Annotated in this window: 10 protein-coding genes; 9 read left to right on the top strand and 1 reads right to left on the bottom strand. The window is 44.9% G+C overall.

Annotated features, from left to right (window positions below; genetic code table 11):
* Window positions 1-29: 29 nt before the first annotated feature.
* Window positions 30-2,612: a YfhO family protein gene (locus tag AC4OGX_RS04150; RefSeq protein ID WP_493328700.1), complete on the bottom strand. Its 2,583-nt coding sequence runs from the start codon at window positions 2,610-2,612 to the stop codon at window positions 30-32.
* A gap of 215 nt (window positions 2,613-2,827) precedes the next feature.
* On the opposite strand from AC4OGX_RS04150, the gene AC4OGX_RS04145 reads away from it, so the two are divergent.
* The 9 genes from AC4OGX_RS04145 to AC4OGX_RS04105 all read left to right on the top strand — a co-directional run bounded on the left by AC4OGX_RS04145 (window position 2,828) and on the right by AC4OGX_RS04105 (window position 18,288).
* Window positions 2,828-3,637, top strand: coding sequence for a response regulator transcription factor (locus tag AC4OGX_RS04145; protein WP_493328653.1), 810 nt, complete (start codon window positions 2,828-2,830; stop codon window positions 3,635-3,637).
* On the top strand, window positions 3,630-4,994 hold the full coding sequence (locus tag AC4OGX_RS04140; RefSeq protein WP_493328652.1) for a sensor histidine kinase: 1,365 nt from the start codon (window positions 3,630-3,632) through the stop codon (window positions 4,992-4,994). Before AC4OGX_RS04145 ends, AC4OGX_RS04140 begins: the two co-directional genes overlap by 8 nt.
* Before the next feature lie 1,067 nt (window positions 4,995-6,061).
* On the top strand, window positions 6,062-9,838 hold the full coding sequence (locus tag AC4OGX_RS04135; protein ID WP_493328651.1) for a hypothetical protein: 3,777 nt from the start codon (window positions 6,062-6,064) through the stop codon (window positions 9,836-9,838).
* A gap of 157 nt (window positions 9,839-9,995) precedes the next feature.
* Window positions 9,996-11,921, top strand: coding sequence for a 1,4-alpha-glucan branching protein GlgB (gene glgB, locus AC4OGX_RS04130; protein WP_493328650.1), 1,926 nt, complete (start codon window positions 9,996-9,998; stop codon window positions 11,919-11,921).
* A 287-nt stretch (window positions 11,922-12,208) separates the two neighbouring features.
* Window positions 12,209-13,162, top strand: coding sequence for a hypothetical protein (locus AC4OGX_RS04125; protein WP_493328649.1), 954 nt, complete (start codon window positions 12,209-12,211; stop codon window positions 13,160-13,162).
* A gap of 83 nt (window positions 13,163-13,245) precedes the next feature.
* On the top strand, window positions 13,246-13,941 hold the full coding sequence (locus AC4OGX_RS04120) for a polyphosphate polymerase domain-containing protein (RefSeq protein ID WP_493328647.1): 696 nt from the start codon (window positions 13,246-13,248) through the stop codon (window positions 13,939-13,941).
* Window positions 13,942-13,986: 45 nt separating this feature from the next.
* Entirely contained in the window at window positions 13,987-14,664 is a 678-nt protein-coding gene (locus AC4OGX_RS04115; protein WP_493328646.1) for a DUF4956 domain-containing protein, read from the top strand.
* 6 nt (window positions 14,665-14,670) lie between these two features.
* Window positions 14,671-16,119: a CotH kinase family protein gene (locus AC4OGX_RS04110; protein ID WP_493328645.1), complete on the top strand. Its 1,449-nt coding sequence runs from the start codon at window positions 14,671-14,673 to the stop codon at window positions 16,117-16,119.
* A gap of 15 nt (window positions 16,120-16,134) precedes the next feature.
* Window positions 16,135-18,288, top strand: coding sequence for a hypothetical protein (locus tag AC4OGX_RS04105; RefSeq protein WP_493328644.1), 2,154 nt, complete (start codon window positions 16,135-16,137; stop codon window positions 18,286-18,288).
* Window positions 18,289-18,296 lie beyond the last annotated feature (8 nt).

Here is an 18,296-nt window from a genome sequence, read left to right as displayed (position 1 = left end):
AACCTCTCTCTCTTAATCGTATATTTCACTTAAACCTTTGGATGAGAAACTGCTAAGTTTTTACGTTTTGAACGGCCGATCAGAAACAGCCACGCAAATAAGCTTAAAGTGCTGATCCAATATCCGGCTTTTTGACCGGGAGCATGAAAAAGAATTCTAATGTCATGTTTTCCTTTCTTAAGCGTTGTCCCTGCAAAGGCTTGATTTACTTTTATTATAGGAACATTTTTCCCATCAACTATGATTTCCATTCCTTTTTGAAGCGGGATGGAGGTGACAAAATATCCATCGGCCGCTGCATCAGCGGTACAAGAAAGGATCTCGCTGCCTTTTGTTTTGCGGGCGGCCACGGAAGTGTATTGTTTCCGGGATAAAAGCTGCTCATCATATGTGTGCCAGTCAATATTTTGGATCAGATAGGTACCTTTAGAAAAGGTGACCTCAAGGCTGTCAATCCCTTTCCAGGAAGAATCTGAAAATTGATAATGGAATGTGTCATTTCCATTCGGATAAGGTGCAGAGGCCCCGGAGAGCTTGTTCCTCATGCCGTTGATATCAATGACAACTGCCTTTTTACTTTGATTGACCACCTGGAAATCCAGCAGCAGTATCTTCCCCTTTAAGGCCTGCTTCAGAGGAAACGTGACATTTGTTTTCTTTTCTGCCTCCAGCTGCCATCCCCTATCTGTTCTGGAAATATGGATCGTGTCCGGCAGGTCTGTGTCCTGAAAATCAGGAGAGTACCTTTGCATATGGGAAACGTAAGCGGATCTGGCGTCAGGAATACGGGCAGAAGCGCTGTTGCTGCCCGTATCGGGAACGATGGTATAGCGTGTTGCTGCATCCAGCCGTTCATACCGGTCCAGCTTTAGAAACCGGGATTCCTTCATGATCTCATCTGTGACATAGGCAATAGGCAGTACATTTCGGTTTTGGGCAAGTACGATGTCTGTGCTGCCTGACGCTTTCTTGGCTGCTGAGACAACCTGATATCCGCAGGGAAGATGTTCCTTTGTTGTCTGCAGATACTGCACACCAAGAAAATTCAACAAAAACGGGTCGCGTGACGGAAGGAGAGCCAGGCTGTTATTAATCTGGATCGGAGCCAGAAAGGTGTCATAGTACACAGAGGCGTATTCTTTATTCGTAATGGAGGAATACATGGCCCCCTTCTGGACGCCTTTCTCCGTAACAAGATTGCAGGTGTCTAATACATGGATCAGACTTTCGCTGCGGTAAAGAGGGCTCACTTTAGGATTTACACCTGTTGTCTGATCCTCTTTTATGAAGATATCAGGAACCGCCGCCTCCTGCTTTTTTACAAAGTTATCCTTCTGCATGGTCTGCAAAAATAACAGGCAGGGCATAATGCAGAGTAAGAGGCATAGCAGAGGGGAGAAGAACCGTTCCATATTTTTTCTGGAATTTCTCTTATACCAAAAGGTGTGCATGAACATATACAGTAGTACGACCAGGGTGACAATGCCTAAATCAGCAGTAATATGGGCCGCCTCAGTAGATGTGATCCAAAGGGGGATCGATAGGGCTGTCAGGATGCAGGGCCAAAGCCTCCAGCAGGGGACACGGTCCCTGGTGGGGCCGGAAACATTTGTTGTCAGTGCCTGGAGAATTTTGGTACTCTGCAGGATGACGAGGGGAACAAACGGAATCAGAATCTTGGTTCTTGTATACAGTGTTCCGTTAAGAATCCAGGAGGCGAAGCACCAGGTGGAGATCACCAGCAGAAAAAGACTGTCCATCCGGTATTTTTTATAGCCTAGCCCCAGCAGCAGAAAATACAAACAAATGAATGTAAGTCCCATCCCGTAAGGACTATACAATAGTCCGCTTAAATTTTCCGTTGTGCCCAGTATTTCTTTCAGGCTGAAAGGCTCCAAGGCCCGGCGGTGCTCCAGGATCACCAGGGCAGTAGGCAGAAGAAGCGGGGCAGCCATTCCGATGGAGAGAAAAACAGATTTCAAATAACAGACAGCACCTCTTTTCCAGAATCCTCCTCCCTCTTGTCTGAGCCAATACCAGCCGATCACAGCCAGGCAGGCAATGGAGTAGTAGAAACTATTTACATAAAGGAAGAATAGGGTCAGCGGGAGGAAACCGAACCGTCTTTTTTTTACAGCCAGCAGTGAAAGCATTAAAAATGGCATGTAATTGACAAACATAATCTGCCGGTGGGTATGGAAAAAGCATGCGGCTGTCATAAAAAGCAGGCTTCCGATAAAAGCTGGAAAGGGCAGGATCTCCTTCTCTTCCTGCTGATCCGGGCTGCGGGCTGTAAGCCAGGCATAACAAAGCAGTACAGAGCTTAGATAACCCGCCAGCATATATCCGATCATAAGAGATATCATTGGAACCCGGGGCAGCAGACATCCGATGAGGATATCCGGCCGGAGGTAACCATAATAAGAGAACTGATATCCATTGCTGCCTCCTCCAAGCGGCAGGAAAGCGGGTGTGAGGGTGCGCTGCTCAAGACAGGCACTGCGGATCGTCTCGGCAATGCGCACATGCTGGCTGAGCCAGTCAGTATGGGATCCATATAAAGCACCCGCCGGGATGGTCAGTAATATAAAAGTTATGAAGAGCCCGGTCAGCAGTACGGGGTAGAAAATTTTTTTTTTGTGTCATAACCCTCTCCTTTGTTCATTGGTGTAGTGCAGGAGGATCGTTCTGTTGATCCATCTGCATTACTAAGTATACGTGCCGCTTCTTAAAGATTGCCCAAAGTGAATCTGAAGAATTCTTAAGATGCAGTAATTTTCTTAAAAATTCATGTATAATAGAATCTGTCAAAAGGAGGAGAAGTGATATGGACACGTCCAGGATACTTGTGGTAGACGATAATCCGGAGATACGGGAGATTATTCAGATCCTGCTTATGGGAGAAGGGTTTCTGATCAAACAGGCAAAGAATGGGGCCGAAGCCTTGTCCGCACTGGGGGTGGATGATTTTGACCTGATCATACTGGATATTATGATGCCGGGGATGAACGGTTATCAGACATGTCTGGAAATCCGCAGGCAGAGCAATGCACCGATTCTGTTTTTGAGTGCCAAGGGGCAGGAGAGCGATAAAACGCTTGGTTTTTCCAGCGGAGGAGATGATTATCTAGTGAAGCCATTCTCCTATAATGAGCTGGTCAGCCGTGCCAAGGCCCTGATCCGCAGATATCAGATCTATAAAGGAAAAGATGCTGCTTCTGTAAATGGTGCCGGAAATGATCTGGCCGCGCAGGCAGGGAAAGGGCAGGGGAATGACATCCAGGAAAATGATTTTAAGGGGAAGGATGAAGCAGCCCCGGGAAAAGAAAATCACCGGAGTATACTGTATTTTCACAATCTGGAGATAGATGAGACCGCTGAAACCGTGTATGCCGAAGGAAGGCCGGTCGAGCTTACAGATACGGAATACGCCATGCTGCATCTTCTGGTAAAGAACCGGCGCCAGATATTTTCTGCAGAGCGGCTCTATGAAGCGGTGTGGGACGAGCCTTATTATTATGGGGCTAACAATACCATCATGGTCCATATCCGAAACCTGCGTAAGAAGATAGAAAAGGACCCAAAAAATCCGGAACTGATCAGGACGATCTGGGGAAAGGGGTACCGCTGTGATTAAGAATACCGTCGCGAGAATCAAAAGGATGAAAATCCGTACCAAGTTTTCCATACTGCTGGTGATATCCGCCGCCCTCAGTCTTATGACATTTGCATTTTTGTGGTATAACATGGGCAATGCATGGGTGTTTTTGTGCCAATTCCCTGCGCTTTCATGGGATAAACAGGCATTGATCCAGGAGCTTAAGGAGAATGCAAAATATTATGATGTTCCGGACAGTGAAGAGGATATCGAAGGAACCAAAGCGATCGCCCCTTTTTTTGAGGAGGTAGGGGATGAGTATACAAGCATATACATCTACGAGCTTGGCGGAAAAGGCCTTTACCGGGCAGGAGAATATTCACACATTATGGCAGATTCGCCGCTTTCCTGGGTATTGGATATAGAATACAGAATGACGTTAGGCCAGCTTGAGCTGCATGATGAAGTGCCGGTTGAATTTCATAACGGAGAATACAATGTAATCATATATTCCTATCATGCCGTGAAGATCGTATCCTGGTATCTTTTTATCACTGTTTTGCTTAGTCTGGGTATTTTCCTGTTCATCAATCTGATCTTTATCAACCGTAAAATGAAAGCAGTCTTAAGTATCAAAGATGAGATCCTGCTGATGGCATCCGGGGAATTAGCACATCCGGTGCCTGCGTGCGGGGAGGATGAGATTGGAATCCTTTCCAGTGAATTGGATCATCTGCGTATTGCTCTGGGAGAAAACATCCTGCAGGAAGAGGAAAGCAGGAAGGCCAACCAGGATCTGATCACTGCCATGTCCCATGACTTGAGAACGCCGCTCACAATACTCAATGGCTATCTGGAGGTCTTAAAGCATAAGCGGATCCCTCCGGAAATGGAAGAAGATTATCTGGACAGGTGCCTGCAGAAATCCAGTGATATCAAAGAGATGACAGATAAGATGTTTGAATACGCTCTTGTATATGAAGTAACCGAAGACGTGAAGATCACAAAGGTAAGTATGGAAACGATCCACGAGAATCTTTGCGAAAACCTGGATTTCCTACAGCTGGCGGGTTTTAAGACTGAGGTTACCATGGAAGAATGTGCGGGAGTGATTCTCGGTGATGAAGTGCTGCTCAAAAGAATATTCAGCAACCTTTTTTCAAATATCCTAAAATACGGAGATAAAATAAACCCGGTAAAACTATGCCTTCAATTAGAAAAGAAAAAAATGAAGATCAGTTTGATCAATACCGTCAAAAGCGAGAAGGGTGGAATCGAAAGCAATCGTATCGGACTTAAAAGCGTAGAGAAAATGGTAGAACTGCTGGAGGGGGACATCTATGTAATTAATGAGGCAGGGGTGTATAATGTGCAGATCATTCTGCCGGTGGGATAGTTCAAAGGGGTCAGACCCTTTTGCTGTCCGTTTTCAGAATAGTTTTTACAATTTTTTGGACATCCACAAAATGTAGGGGGATAAAAGAGTGTTAAATACTATTATACGGATAAATAATCAGTTAATTATATACAAATAATACAATTAAAAATTTATTTATAAAAAATAATAAAAATGTGTTGACAAATAAAAATGCGTATGCTAATATAAAGTCAATCCAAAAGAGATAACAAAACAAAGAAACATCTCAAAGGATATTATCTAATGAACATAAAAATAAGTGTTCAGAAGGATTAAAATACTAGATTAAGGAGGCAGGGGTCCCATGGACAGTTTAACGTCAGTTATAATTCAATATGTTAGTGGTACGGCAAATGAAAGTTCCTGTGAAAAAGAGACCTTTACCAGTAGAAGATAAAGGAATCCAGTAAAAGAAGAATGAAAAGGAATTGATCGGAGAGTTCGGAAAGCTGGATTATAATCAAAAGATTTAATCATTTGCAAACGTATTGAATATAGATACCACATATAACAGAATTCCCGGTAATGTGTAAAGAAACATGAAGAGGATATCATTTCATAAAAAAGTGTACATAGTTATAGAAGAAATAGCTTAATAAGTTTTTGGAATATTGATACACAATACTGCGGAAGCTGAAAGGTTATAGGATGAATAACTTAAGGTTATACTTTTAAAGTATGAAGGGATACCAGGATCGAAAGAGAATGGGTTCTCGTTATAAAATAAATCGATTTGTTATTATTGAAGAACAGGAGGTTTAATAAGCCAGTCTTAGTGAACAGACTGAGATATCAATAGACAAAGCGGTAAAGGTCTTACAGGAACAATAAATCAGAAGATTCCTCCGATTTATAAAATAAATAGAATGAGAAAATTAAATAAATCTTAAAATGCATCTTCAATGTCAATTGAGGATGCATTTTTTTGACATTGAGAAGTGCTTATGGTAAACTAAGGACAGAATTATCTCAAAGTGTAGCCTGCGGGGCATGAATTACGGGGTGCTTGGAGAGTATAAATAATATTATATTACGAGGTGAGTGCAGTGGATAAGTACGAATATAAGTTAAAGACAGAACAGATGCTTGAACTTATGGAAAACGGTGCATACAACAAGGCCGCGGAAATTGCGGATGCCATTGACTGGAAACGGGTCAGGAACGCTACGATGCTGACGAATGTCAGTGATATCTACGAAAAAAATGGAGACTATCAGAAGGGTTATGAAGTTCTGAATATAGCTTATCATCGTGCCGAAGGCAGCAGAAAGGTGCTTTATCGTCTTTGCACTCTTGCACTTAAGACTGGGAATGTGGATGAGGCTATCGATTATTATGATGACTTTATGCAGGTTGCTCCGAAAGATCCCAATCAGCATATCTTAAGATATAAGATTTTGAGAGCCCGCAGAGCCCCGATTGAGCAGCAGATCGAGGCACTTGAGGAGTTTAAAAAGGCAGAGTATATTGAAGAGTGGGCATATGAGCTTGCCCAGTTATACCAAGAGGCAGGGATGACGGCAGAATGCCTTGAGGAATGTGATGATCTGATTCTTTGGTTCAGTGAGGGAAAATTTGTATTTAAAGCGATGGAGCTTAAGATGCAGTATAAACCTTTGACTCCTTCACAGCAGGAGAAATATGATCATAGATATGAAAAACTAGAATCTGAAACGGAAGAACTGCCTGATCTGACTCAATATCAGGCACGTAAGCTAGAATATGAAAGTGAAGAACTGGACAGGGAAGTATTAGACGAAGAAGCAGAAAGAGAATTGGAAGAGAAACTTCCGGGAGCTTCGCAGATGACGGAAGCTTTGCATAGCGGTTCAGATTTGGATAATACAGTAGAATTGGAAATACCCACAGAGCAGGAGCTGGAGGCTCAGTTAGAAGAGGGGAAAGAGGCAGAGCCGGAAGAAGAACCTGAGGTGGATGAGACGATACAAAAGCTTGAGGAAAAGGGAATTGGCAGCAGGATGAAACTGCAGGATGCCCTTAAGAGCCTGCTTGGCCCGAAAGAATCAGATGCTGCAGATGTGAGCCTTGACGCGGATGAGGATGAGATGGAGGAAGAAATTCAGGAATTGGAGGCTGCGATCGAAGAAATAGAGGCTGTCATTGATCTGGAATTGGTGAACGAACTCGCTAACAAGTCAGAGGTTAAAAAGGACGGCATCCATTTTGATTCTGATCTGGAAGAATTAAAGGCGGAGCCTTTAGAAGAGGAAGAAGATATTTCTGAAATTTCAGAAGACATAGAAACAGAAGACAAGGAAGAGCTTCCCGAGGAACCAGAAGAGCTGGAGGAACTCGAGGAGGAAGTAGAGCTTCCCGAGGAACCAGAAGAGCTGGAAGAACTCGAGGAGGAAGAAGAGCTTCCCGAGGAACCAGAAGAGCTGGAAGAACTTGAAGAGGAAGAAGAGCTTCCCGAGGAACCAGAAGAGCTGGAGGAACTCGAGGAGGAAGAAGACCTTCCCGAGATTTCAGAAGAGATAGAAGAAGCAGAAATAGAAGAGTTAGAGATAGAAGAGGAAGAGCTTCTTGAGGAACCAGAAGAGCTGGAAGAACTTGAAGAGGGAGAAGACCTTCCCGAGACTTCAGAAGAGTTAGAAGAAGCAGAAATAGAAGAGTTAGAGATAGAAGAGGAAGAACTCCTTGAGGAACCAGAAGACGATAGTATTTCCGAGGAATTAGAAGACGATAGTCAGGATGATTTCGAGGAGGAAGAGCTGGAAGATTCCATGGAGGAATCTGAAACAGCCGAAGATACAAAACTAGAATTTAGCATGCCGGCAGCGGATGACCAGATAGATGGTCAGCTTAGTATTGAAGATATTCTGATGGATTGGAAAGAAGAGCCGGCGGAAGAGGTAGAAATGGAAGAAAAGAAGAAAAAGGTAGAACCGATTTTACCGCCTGATATCCAGCGTATGATTGATGAGATTGAAGGGGTCCTGCCGGAAGAACCGGAACCGGTACGTCCAGCCAGAAAAGTAACAGATGATGTCCGGGAGGATATGGGCGCAATCACACAGCAGCTTAGAATCGATGATATTGCAGAGTTCTTGGCTGCAGCAGATGAACCGGAAGAGGAATTGGATGATTTCAGTGGTATGATGCAGGATGAGCTTTCAGACGATGAGTATGATGATTCCTACAAAGATGAGTTAGTTTATACTGCGGAGGAGGAAATGATTCCTACAGGAGCGGAATCAGCAGAATATGAGAGTGATTCTTACGAGGCTGATCATGCTGTAGAAGACGACATCATTGAAGAGTATGGTGATGAGTATGACTATGCTGAGGAAGAAGCATACGATGACGGATATGAAGACGAGTATGAAAATGACGGATATGCTGTAGAAGGCGAATATGCTGACGACTATGAAGAAGACGAATTCGACGGAGAAGAGGAATACACCGACGAGTACGAAGACAGCTACGCCGAGGAAGAGGAGTACACCGACGAGTACGAAGACAGCTACGCCGAAGAAGACGAGTACACCGACGAGTACGAAGACGGCTACGCCGAAGAAGACGAGTATGCCGACGAGTACGAAGACGGCTACGCTGAGGAAGAGGAGTATACCGACGAGTACGAAGACAGCTACGCCGAAGAAGAGGAATACACCGACGAGTACGAAGACAGCTACGATGAAGAAGACGAGTATGCCAGTGAGTACGAAGACAGCTACGCTGATGAGTACGAGGAAGACTATGCGGAGGAATATTCTGATGAAGAATATGATGCTGCTGACAGCTATGAAGAAGCTGACTACGAAGATATAGAAGCAAGTTTTGAAGAGGAGTTCCGCCCGAATCCGGCCCACGCGAATGAACCGGATGACAGGGAGATCCCTGATGATGACGATGGAATTGATATTTTATCCGCAACGACTCCTTTGAGCCGAAAAGAGACAGCAAAACTGATCGCTACAGGGAAGACTTCTCCTCTGCCGCTCGATGAGATCTCAGATGCCCTTTCATTATCTGATACGGGATTTGTGGTGCACGGACGTTATGATCTTGCGGCACAGAGTGGTATAGGAACCCGGGCAGGACTTACAGAGGAGCAGAAGAAGCTGTTCTCCTATTTTGTCCCGGTCCGTGGTATGAGTGAACAGCTTGTTGATGTGCTGGAGCAGGACCGCAACTGTACCAACCGTGAAGGAACATCACGTACAGGCAACCTTTTGATCATTGGTAATAAAGGGAATGGTAAAACCGTTCTGGCTGTAGATGTTGTGAAAGCCATTCAGAAGCAGAGAAATATCCGTCAGGGTAAAGTTGCGATTGTGACAGGTGATTCCCTGAACAAGAAGAAGATCGGCGATATTTTTGATAAGCTATACGGCGGCGCACTGATCATTGAAAAGGCTTCTAAGATGAATGAGAAGACAGTTGCGCGCATGAATAAAGCGATGGAACGGGATACAGGAGAGATGCTGATCGTTCTGGAGGAGCAGAGAAAACCTCTGGACAGACTGCTGTCCTCTAACAGAGAGTTCCGCAGGAAGTTTACCAGCCGGTTAGAGGTGCCGATTTTCATCAATGATGAATTGGTTACTTTCGGACAGACTTATGCACAGGAAAATGGATACCGTATCGATGAGATGGGAATCCTGGCTCTTTACAGCCGGATCGATGCTCTGCAGAGAGAAGATCATGCCGTGACAGTTGCAGAGGTCAAGGAAGTGATGGATGAAGCGATGGCACATTCTCAAAAGGCATCAGCTAAGAAGCTTGTTAAGAGGGTATTCGGAAAGAATACAGATGATGCAGACAGAATTATTTTGTCAGAGAAGGATTTTAATATTTAAGAAAAGAAGATAAAGAGTGCCGTTTGTTTTAAGACGGTAAAATAGGCAGACTGAAAACGGTCTGCCTATTTTTATGTATAGCGGCGGATTTCCCTTTCTTTTTCACTCTGTATCAAGTATAATTGTATTTATAAAATACGAGTTGTGAGGTGGGCTTATGGGAAGAAAGAAAACCGTACAAAAGAAAGTGCAGCCTTATGAAATTGGGGAATTGGATCAATACCTTTTTGGGCAGGGGACACATTATGAGATCTATAAAAAGCTAGGTGCCCACAAGGTGACAATAAAGGGAAAAGAAGGCGTCTACTTTGCAGTCTGGGCTCCGAATGCCAGACGGGTAGCGGTGGTCGGTGATTTCAATGATTGGGATTTCGAGGCTGATTATATGGAGCGCCATGACCCCATAGGGATTTACACCTGTTTTGTGCCGGGAGCAAAGGAAGGGGACTTGTATAAGTTCTGTATAGAGACGGCCCAGGCAAAGAGGATTTTCAAGGCAGATCCCTATGCGAATTATGCGGAGCTGCGCCCGGGAAACGCATCCAGGATCACGGATATCGATCATTTTAAATGGTCTGACCGTGAGTGGATGACCGCCCGTGAGAAGTGGGACAACCGGGTCAGTCCCATATCGATCTATGAGGTCCATATGGGTTCCTGGATGAGGCATCCTGGCAGGGAAGACGAGGGCTTTTATACATACCGTGAGTTTGCCAGGGAGATCGTAAAGTATGTGAAGCAGATGGGCTACACCCATGTAGAGCTGATGGGGATCGCAGAGCATCCTTTTGACGGCTCCTGGGGATATCAGGTGACGGGGTATTATGCACCGACAGCCAGATATGGCACACCGGAAGATTTTGCTTTTATGGTCAATTATTTGCACAAGAATAAGATCGGTGTAATCCTGGACTGGGTTCCGGCCCATTTCCCGAAGGATGCACATGGTCTTGCAGATTTCGACGGCACACCGGTATATGAATATGCTGACCCGAGAAAAGGGGAGCATCCTGACTGGGGAACGAAGATTTTTGATTACGGCAAGCCGGAGGTACAGAATTTCCTGATCGCCAATGCATTATTTTGGATCGAGCATTATCATGTGGACGGTCTGCGTGTGGATGCAGTTGCATCTATGCTATATCTCGATTATGGCAAGCAGGATGGACAGTGGATTCCGAATAAGGACGGCGGGAATCAGAACCTGGAGGCGATCGCTTTCTTTCGTCATCTCAATTCTGTTGTATTGGAGAGAAACCAGGGCGCGATGATGATCGCGGAGGAATCTACTGCATGGCCGAAGGTGACAGGCTCACCTAAGGAGGAAGGACTTGGATTCAGTCTGAAGTGGAACATGGGCTGGATGCATGACTTTACGGAGTATATGAAGCTGGATCCGTTATTCAGGAAGAATGCACATTATCAGATGTCATTTTCCATGGAATATGCATATAGTGAGAATTATATTCTTGTGCTGTCCCACGATGAGGTAGTGCATTTGAAGTGTTCTATGATCAATAAGATGCCGGGGATCGGATTCGATAAGTTTGCGAATCTAAAGGCAGGCTATGCTTTCATGATCGGACATCCGGGAAAGAAGCTGCTGTTTATGGGACAGGATTTTGGACAGCTTCGGGAATGGAGCGAAGAGAGGGAGCTGGATTGGTATCTGCTGGCGGAGAAGGAACATCAGCAGCTTCAGAATTTTTACCGTGATCTGCTTCATCTATACAGGAAGAATAAGGCTTTATATGAGTTAGATAATGATCCGGATGGATTTGAATGGATCAATAAAGATGATACCTTCAGAAGCATATTTAGCTTTGTAAGACATTCTAAGGATAATAAGAAGAATCTGCTGTTTGTATGTAATTTCACACCGGTGGAGCGCCCGGATTACCGGGTCGGAGTGCCGAGAAGGAAGCAGTATAAGCTGATCCTTAATAGTGATGATGTGCAGTATGGCGGAAGCGGTGAGGAGAGACCTCTAATTTACAAAGCTGTCAAGCAGGAATGTGATGGAAGAAAATATTCTTTTGCTTATTCATTACCGGGATATGGAGTGGCGGTATTTGAATTTTAAAGGTATTTAGACTGAGGTGTCGCAGAATAGCTGGGTTACAGTTATTAAGCGGCACCTTTTTTGTGACATAGGAAAATTCCTTGGACTTTCCTATATCACAAAAACCTCCGGGGGATGCACATGCTGCGATAAGGCAGATAGCCGCGAAGCGGCAGCGCAAAGGTGTGCAAGCCCCTCGTGAGTAAGAAGGTGGAGAGTTAAATTGGGTTTTGCTCACTTTGTTCCGGCTTAAGGAGATAGCCATGGGGGATTCTGGTAATGCTAGAATAACAGAGGGGAGGTTTTGCATGATGAGAAGAAAAAATAAATCTGCGCAGGTGTGGGGGAATGGCCCAAATGAGATAGGACACAACTTTAAAAGAAGGAAGGCAGGCAGCAGGAGCATTCTGTTTATTCTCATCTGGGCGGCAGCAGGGATGCTGCTGGGCGGCTGCGAGAAAAAGGAGGCATATTCAAAGGAAGCTGTGAAGACAAGTATATTTTCATGGGAAGAGGACTATATCCTGCCAGAACAGGAGGAGCAGGTGGCTGCGGCAATGGAAGCACTTGGATGTGAAGCCGTCTATCAGGAGTTTCCCCAGGATATGGACGAGGATATTGTGACAGATTATCTGAAACGGCGCGGTGATAGGAAGCAGGATGTATACTATCTGGCCGGTGCGGCTGAGTGGGGGCTGGAAAAGGATGCTGCTTCCATGTTAGAACAGGTGGAGCGGGTAATCCAATTGAATCGAAAGGGCGGGAAAGGAAACCGTTTCTGCGGGATCGTCTGGGACGTGGAGCCTTATCTGACAGAGGAATGGGATACAAGACAGGATGAGGTCATGGAACAGTATATAAAAAATTGTAAAACAGCGTATACGAAGGCGTCTGAAAACGATCTTCGGGTGATCGTGTGCATTCCTAATTTTTATGATAAGAAAGGGTATGAGGACGAGCTTGCTGATCTGGTAGAACACGGCTTGGATGCGCTGGCCGTGATGAATTATAATAAAAGTGATGAAGCCGGGCAGATCAGGACAGAGGTAGAGCTGGCGAAGGCTTATGATAAAGGGATCATCCACATTGCAGAGCTTCAGAGACCCGGGTCCCATGAGCTGACGGAAGTAAACACGTATTATCATGATGGAATAGATGCAGTAAAGGAAAGTTTTGAAGAGCTTAAGAAGGAATTTAATTACCCGAAGCTGGGATTCTCGTGGCATTATCTGCGGCCGGTTTTAAAGCTTTTGGATGAGTGACCAGGGAGATAAGTAAGTTCCAAAATAAAGAAGTCCGCGGGCAGATAAACTCGCGGACGAAAACGGTACAGGGAGGAATGACAATGCATGAAGTCCTGAGACAGGAAAAGAAATACCTATTGTCTTTGGAGCAGTATAGAAAGCTGGACAATACATTTGAAAAGGTTTTGAGGGCAGATGAACATAATGGTACACATGGATATCTGATCCGCAGTTTGTACTTTGATACCCTGCAGGAACGGGATTTTTATGAAAAAGAGGACGGACTGGAGATCAGGCGGAAGATCAGGCTGCGTATATACAGCCCGGATTCTGATTTTGCCATGCTTGAGATGAAGCAGAAGCAGGGAGAATATCAGAAGAAGCGTTCCCTTAAGGTAAAGCGGGAGGATGCAGAAGAATTGGCGAAGGGGAGATATTCCTGTCTGCTGGGTTATGAAGAGGCATTTGCAAAAGAATGCTACGGATTGCTAAATCTATATTGTTATCGGCCGAAATCTATTGTAGAATACCGTAGAAAGGCCTATATAGCGAATGAAAATGAGACGAGAATCACATTTGACACGGATATTCGGGCAACGGAAAGCGATTTTCGTATTTTTTCGCCGGCACTGAATCTAAATCCGGTGTTTGATGCTTATCTGGCGGTGCTGGAAGTGAAGTATAACGGTTTTCTTCTAAGCTATATCAAACAGATGGTGAACCTGGAGGGAAAAAGTCCCACATCTGTTAGTAAATACAGTCTTTCACGCAGTGCAGGCCTGCATTATCTGTTTTAAAGATCACAGGGGCTGTGATAAAACAATAAAGGAGACATAAGTAATATGAAAGAGTACATTTATTCTATGTTTGAGGAGACGGGGGCGCTTTCCCTGGAGGAGATCGTCCTGCATATCCTGGTGGCAGCTATTTTGGGGTGTGTGATATACCTGTCCTACTATTTTACCCATGCAGGGAGCGTCTACTCTAAGAAATTCAATGTTTCACTGATCACGCTGACTGTACTGACAGCTACCGTTATGACGGTTATCGGCAATAACATCGCGCTTTCCCTTGGTATGGTAGGTGCACTTTCTATTGTACGTTTCAGGACTGCGATCAAGGATTCCAGAGACACTACCTATATTTTCTGGACCATTATCGTTGGTATTTGCTGCGGCGTAGGTGATTATATGGTGGCAGCAGTGGGAAGCGGTGCAGTATTTTTCATTCTGCTGATTCTTGGAAGGGTCAAGAATGATAACAGGATCCTTCTGGTCATACGCGGAGCCAGAAATATGGAGCGGCGGATCGAAGCGGTGGTATTTGATTATTTTGAATCCAAGGCCATGCTGCGTGTGAAAAACACAAGCAGAGAGTCTATTGAATTGATCTTCGAGATGCCGAGAAAGGTATATTTGATCTCCAATAAAAAGGAAAAGAGTATCGCGGAAATGCTTTACGAGCTGGAAGCAATAGAGTATGTAAACATTGTAACGCAGAATGATGAGATTAGCGGGTAGATGAGTATGAACAGCAGAAAATTGTATGCGGGGGCAGTGGGCGGACTGCTGGCAGCTGTGCTTCTGATCGCGGGGAATGCAGATCCCAGCCGGGTGCGTACCCAGCAGCATCTCGAGTATAATACAGAGGTGGCAGATCACAATCTGTCTATTGATGCGAAGGATTTTTCAAGCCGTCTGCCTGTTGTGGATATCAATACAGACGGAAAGACGATTCCCGGAACCCCGCCTAAGGGGCAGTTAGTCAGTAAGGTTTTGAATTCGTATATTACAGCCCACATACAGATCAGGGAAAAGGAGGGAACTCTGCATACCCTTTCACAGGAGCCGGATATAGATTCTGATGTACAGATCCGGATTCGGGGAAACTCCTCCAGGCGTTTTGACAAAAAAGGGTATCTGTTACACTTTATCGGGGAAGACGGCCAGAAAAAGGGATATCCGGTCATGGGGATGGAAAAGGACAGTACCTGGGTGCTGAACGGGCCGTATCTTGACAAAACGCTGATGCGCAACTATATGTGGTATAACCTGTCGGGACAGATCATGGAGTGGGCTCCTGATGTGCGGTTCTGTGAGGTGTTTTTAAATGGTGAGTACCAGGGCGTCTACCTCATGATGGAGCAGATCAGTGTCGGAGAGGGCCGCGTCGAGGTGTCAAAGTATGATGGGAAGGCAGGCGCCTCCAGCTATATCGTGTGTGCAGACCGGGAAAGTGTGAATGTCGTGGATTATCTGGATAATTTCACCTATTACTCAGGAATCTCAAAAAGCAGAATTGAGATAAAATATCCGAATGATAAGAAGATGAATCCAAAGATCAAGGATTATATCAGCCGTGATTTTTCAAAGTTTGAAAGAGCCTTATATTCCTATGACTATGATTCCAGAAGGTACGGGTTCAGGAATGATATTGATGTGGACAGCTTTGTGGATTATGTGATCATAAATGAGGTGACTCAGAATTCAGATGCAGGAGTCTTCTCCACATATGTATATAAAGACGTGGGCGGAAAATTGAAGACAGCCGTGTGGGATTTTAATAACTGCTGTGATAACTATATTGACGTTCAGACTCCGGTGGATGGATTTTTTATCCAGGAACGTATATGGTTTACTATGCTTATGAAAGATGAAGGGTTTACAGACCAGATCATTGACAGGTATAAAGAGCTGCGCAGAGGTGTTTTGAGTGATGAGTATATCAAAAAATATATCGAAGAGGTTTCGATCTACCTGGGCCCTGCCATTGACAGAAACTTTCAGGTGTGGGGATATACCTTCCAACCGGAGGAAGACTTACTCACTGAAACGGGGCGTTCGATCGGTTCCTATGATGCTGCTGTAGAACAGTATGAAGAAAGACTGCTCAGCCGTCTGGCATGGATGGATCAGCATATTGAAGGTATCCGCTCTTACAGTCATGAGTCCAAGAATAAAAAATTTAATCATTAGACGGAGGGATGTACAGTGAAAAAATTTCTGACCGCTGCGGTCATCATAATTCTGGCTGTATTCCTTCTGGATACGGCCTACTATAGATGGGGATTCTATGTCAATTTTTCAGATGATAAAGAAATCCATACGTTTACAGGCACAAAAGGGAAAGAGATACTGGTGGATGCAGGAGACGGAATGAAGCCCTTTGAGATCAAGGGCGTTGATATCGGAGCGGGAATCCCCGGGCATTTTGCCACAGAGTATGCCATTGATAAGGAAACTTATCTGAGGTGGTTTGGGCAGATCACGGAGATGGGGGCTAATACGATCCGTGTCTACACCATTCTCAGCCCGGCCTTTTATGAAGCGGTCTATGAGTATAACGATCATAATCCTGATCCCCTTTACATTATCCATGGAGTCTGGGTGGATGATTATATCCAGAACTCCCATGTGGATGCATATGATGATCAGTTTCTTGAAACGTTTAAAGAAGACTGCAGATCGCTGGTGGACATTCTTCACGGAAGAAAGAAGTTAAATCTGGGGTATGGGACGACCAATACCAGCGGTTCTTATACAAAGGATATCTCTCCATGGGTTCTGGGATATATTCTGGGAGTGGAATGGGAAAGTATGACGGTTGCTTATACGGACCGGATGCAGGATACAAAAGGGATATTTAACGGAAAATATATGTATACGACAGAAAATGCATCCCCTTTTGAAGCTCTGCTTGCAGAAGTGGGAGATCAGATCATTGCTTATGAAACAGGAAAGTATAAAGAGCAGCGGCTTGTTGCATTTTCAAACTGGCCGACCACAGATCCGCTGGAATATCCGGAGCTGGTAGATGATTACTTTATGAAATGTGCCCAGATTGATGTTGAACATATCCACACAACAGATGCGTTTCTTTCGGGTCAGTTTGCGTCCTATCACGTGTATCCCTATCATCCTGATTATCTGCGGTTTTATGACGGATGGAAAGCCCTGTCTTATATGGATCAATACAAGCTTGAGAACGGGGGATATAATACCTACGCCGCCTATCTGGATATGCTGAACAGACATCATGATATGCCGGTGGTGATCTCCGAGTTTGGAGTCCCCACTTCCAGGGGATTATCGCAGATTGATTACAATACAGGAAGATCCCAGGGACATATGAGTGAGAAGGAGCAGGGGGAGGCTTTAGTGCAATCCTATCAGGACATTAAGCAGGCAGGATGTGCGGGCAGCATCATCTTTTCCTGGCAGGATGAATGGTTCAAACGAACCTGGAATACGATGGCAAATGTGGACTTATCTAAAACCGCTTATTGGAGTGATTATCAGACAAATGAGCAGTTTTTTGGAATTCTTACCTTTGATCCGGGAAAGACGGAAAGTGTTTGTTATACCGACGGCAATGTGGAGGAATGGTCCAAGGAGGATGTTGTGATCAGTCAGGACCAGATGGAGCTTTCTGTAAAATACGATGAGAAGTTTCTGTATTTCAGGGTGCATAAGGAAGGGCTCTCCAAAGAAGGAGGAAAACTATATATTCCGATTGATGTCACCCCGAAAACGGGAAGCTATTATGCACGGGAAGAGAAGCTGAGATTTGAAAGGCCGGCAGATTTTTTGATGATACTGGACGGAAAGGAAAACAGCAGAGTCTTGGTGCAGGACCGGTATGAGGCATTTAAAGCGAATTTTGCGGAGGATTTCGGAGAGGGAAATCCATATTTTGATCCGCCGGAAAAGGATTCCCCGGTTTTTAAAAAGATCTATCTGGGGCTTCAGATGGGGAAAACGCTTTCTGCCGGGGGGACCAGCCAGAAAGCGGAGAAGACAGAAACAGGAAAGCTGGTATACGGAAATGGAAATCCAAAGGCTGAGGATTTTAATTCCGTCTCCGATTTCATGATCAGCGGTGATGACATAGAGATCAGGCTTCCCTGGCAGCTTTTGAATTTCTCCAACCCTTCTGAGATGCAGGTGCATGACGATTATTATGAGAAGAGCGGGATCGAGAATCTGGCGGTCAGGGAGATATACGCAGGCATCGGAGCGGAAGCCAAAGAGAGTGTCAGGATTCAGATGGGTGAAGTGCCGTTGAAGGGCTGGGGAAAGAATCCGGCCAGTCATGAACGGCTTAAGCAGTCTTACTATGCTGTGCAGAAGATGTGGGCGGAATAGGAAAGGAG

Source organism: Faecalicatena sp., from assembly GCF_058819085.1.
This window is presented reverse-complemented; position numbering and strand designations above follow the sequence as displayed.

What these genes read in the sequence shown, in the direction of transcription:
- AC4OGX_RS04145 (WP_493328653.1), top strand. Translation starts at nt 2,828, where the DNA reads ATGGACACGTCCAGGATACTTGTGGTAGACGATAATCCGGAGATACGG.
- AC4OGX_RS04125 (WP_493328649.1), top strand. Translation starts at nt 12,209, where the DNA reads ATGATGAGAAGAAAAAATAAATCTGCGCAGGTGTGGGGGAATGGCCCA.
- AC4OGX_RS04115 (WP_493328646.1), top strand. Translation starts at nt 13,987, where the DNA reads ATGAAAGAGTACATTTATTCTATGTTTGAGGAGACGGGGGCGCTTTCC.
- AC4OGX_RS04110 (WP_493328645.1), top strand. Translation starts at nt 14,671, where the DNA reads ATGAACAGCAGAAAATTGTATGCGGGGGCAGTGGGCGGACTGCTGGCA.
- glgB (WP_493328650.1), top strand. Translation starts at nt 9,996, where the DNA reads ATGGGAAGAAAGAAAACCGTACAAAAGAAAGTGCAGCCTTATGAAATT.
- AC4OGX_RS04120 (WP_493328647.1), top strand. Translation starts at nt 13,246, where the DNA reads ATGCATGAAGTCCTGAGACAGGAAAAGAAATACCTATTGTCTTTGGAG.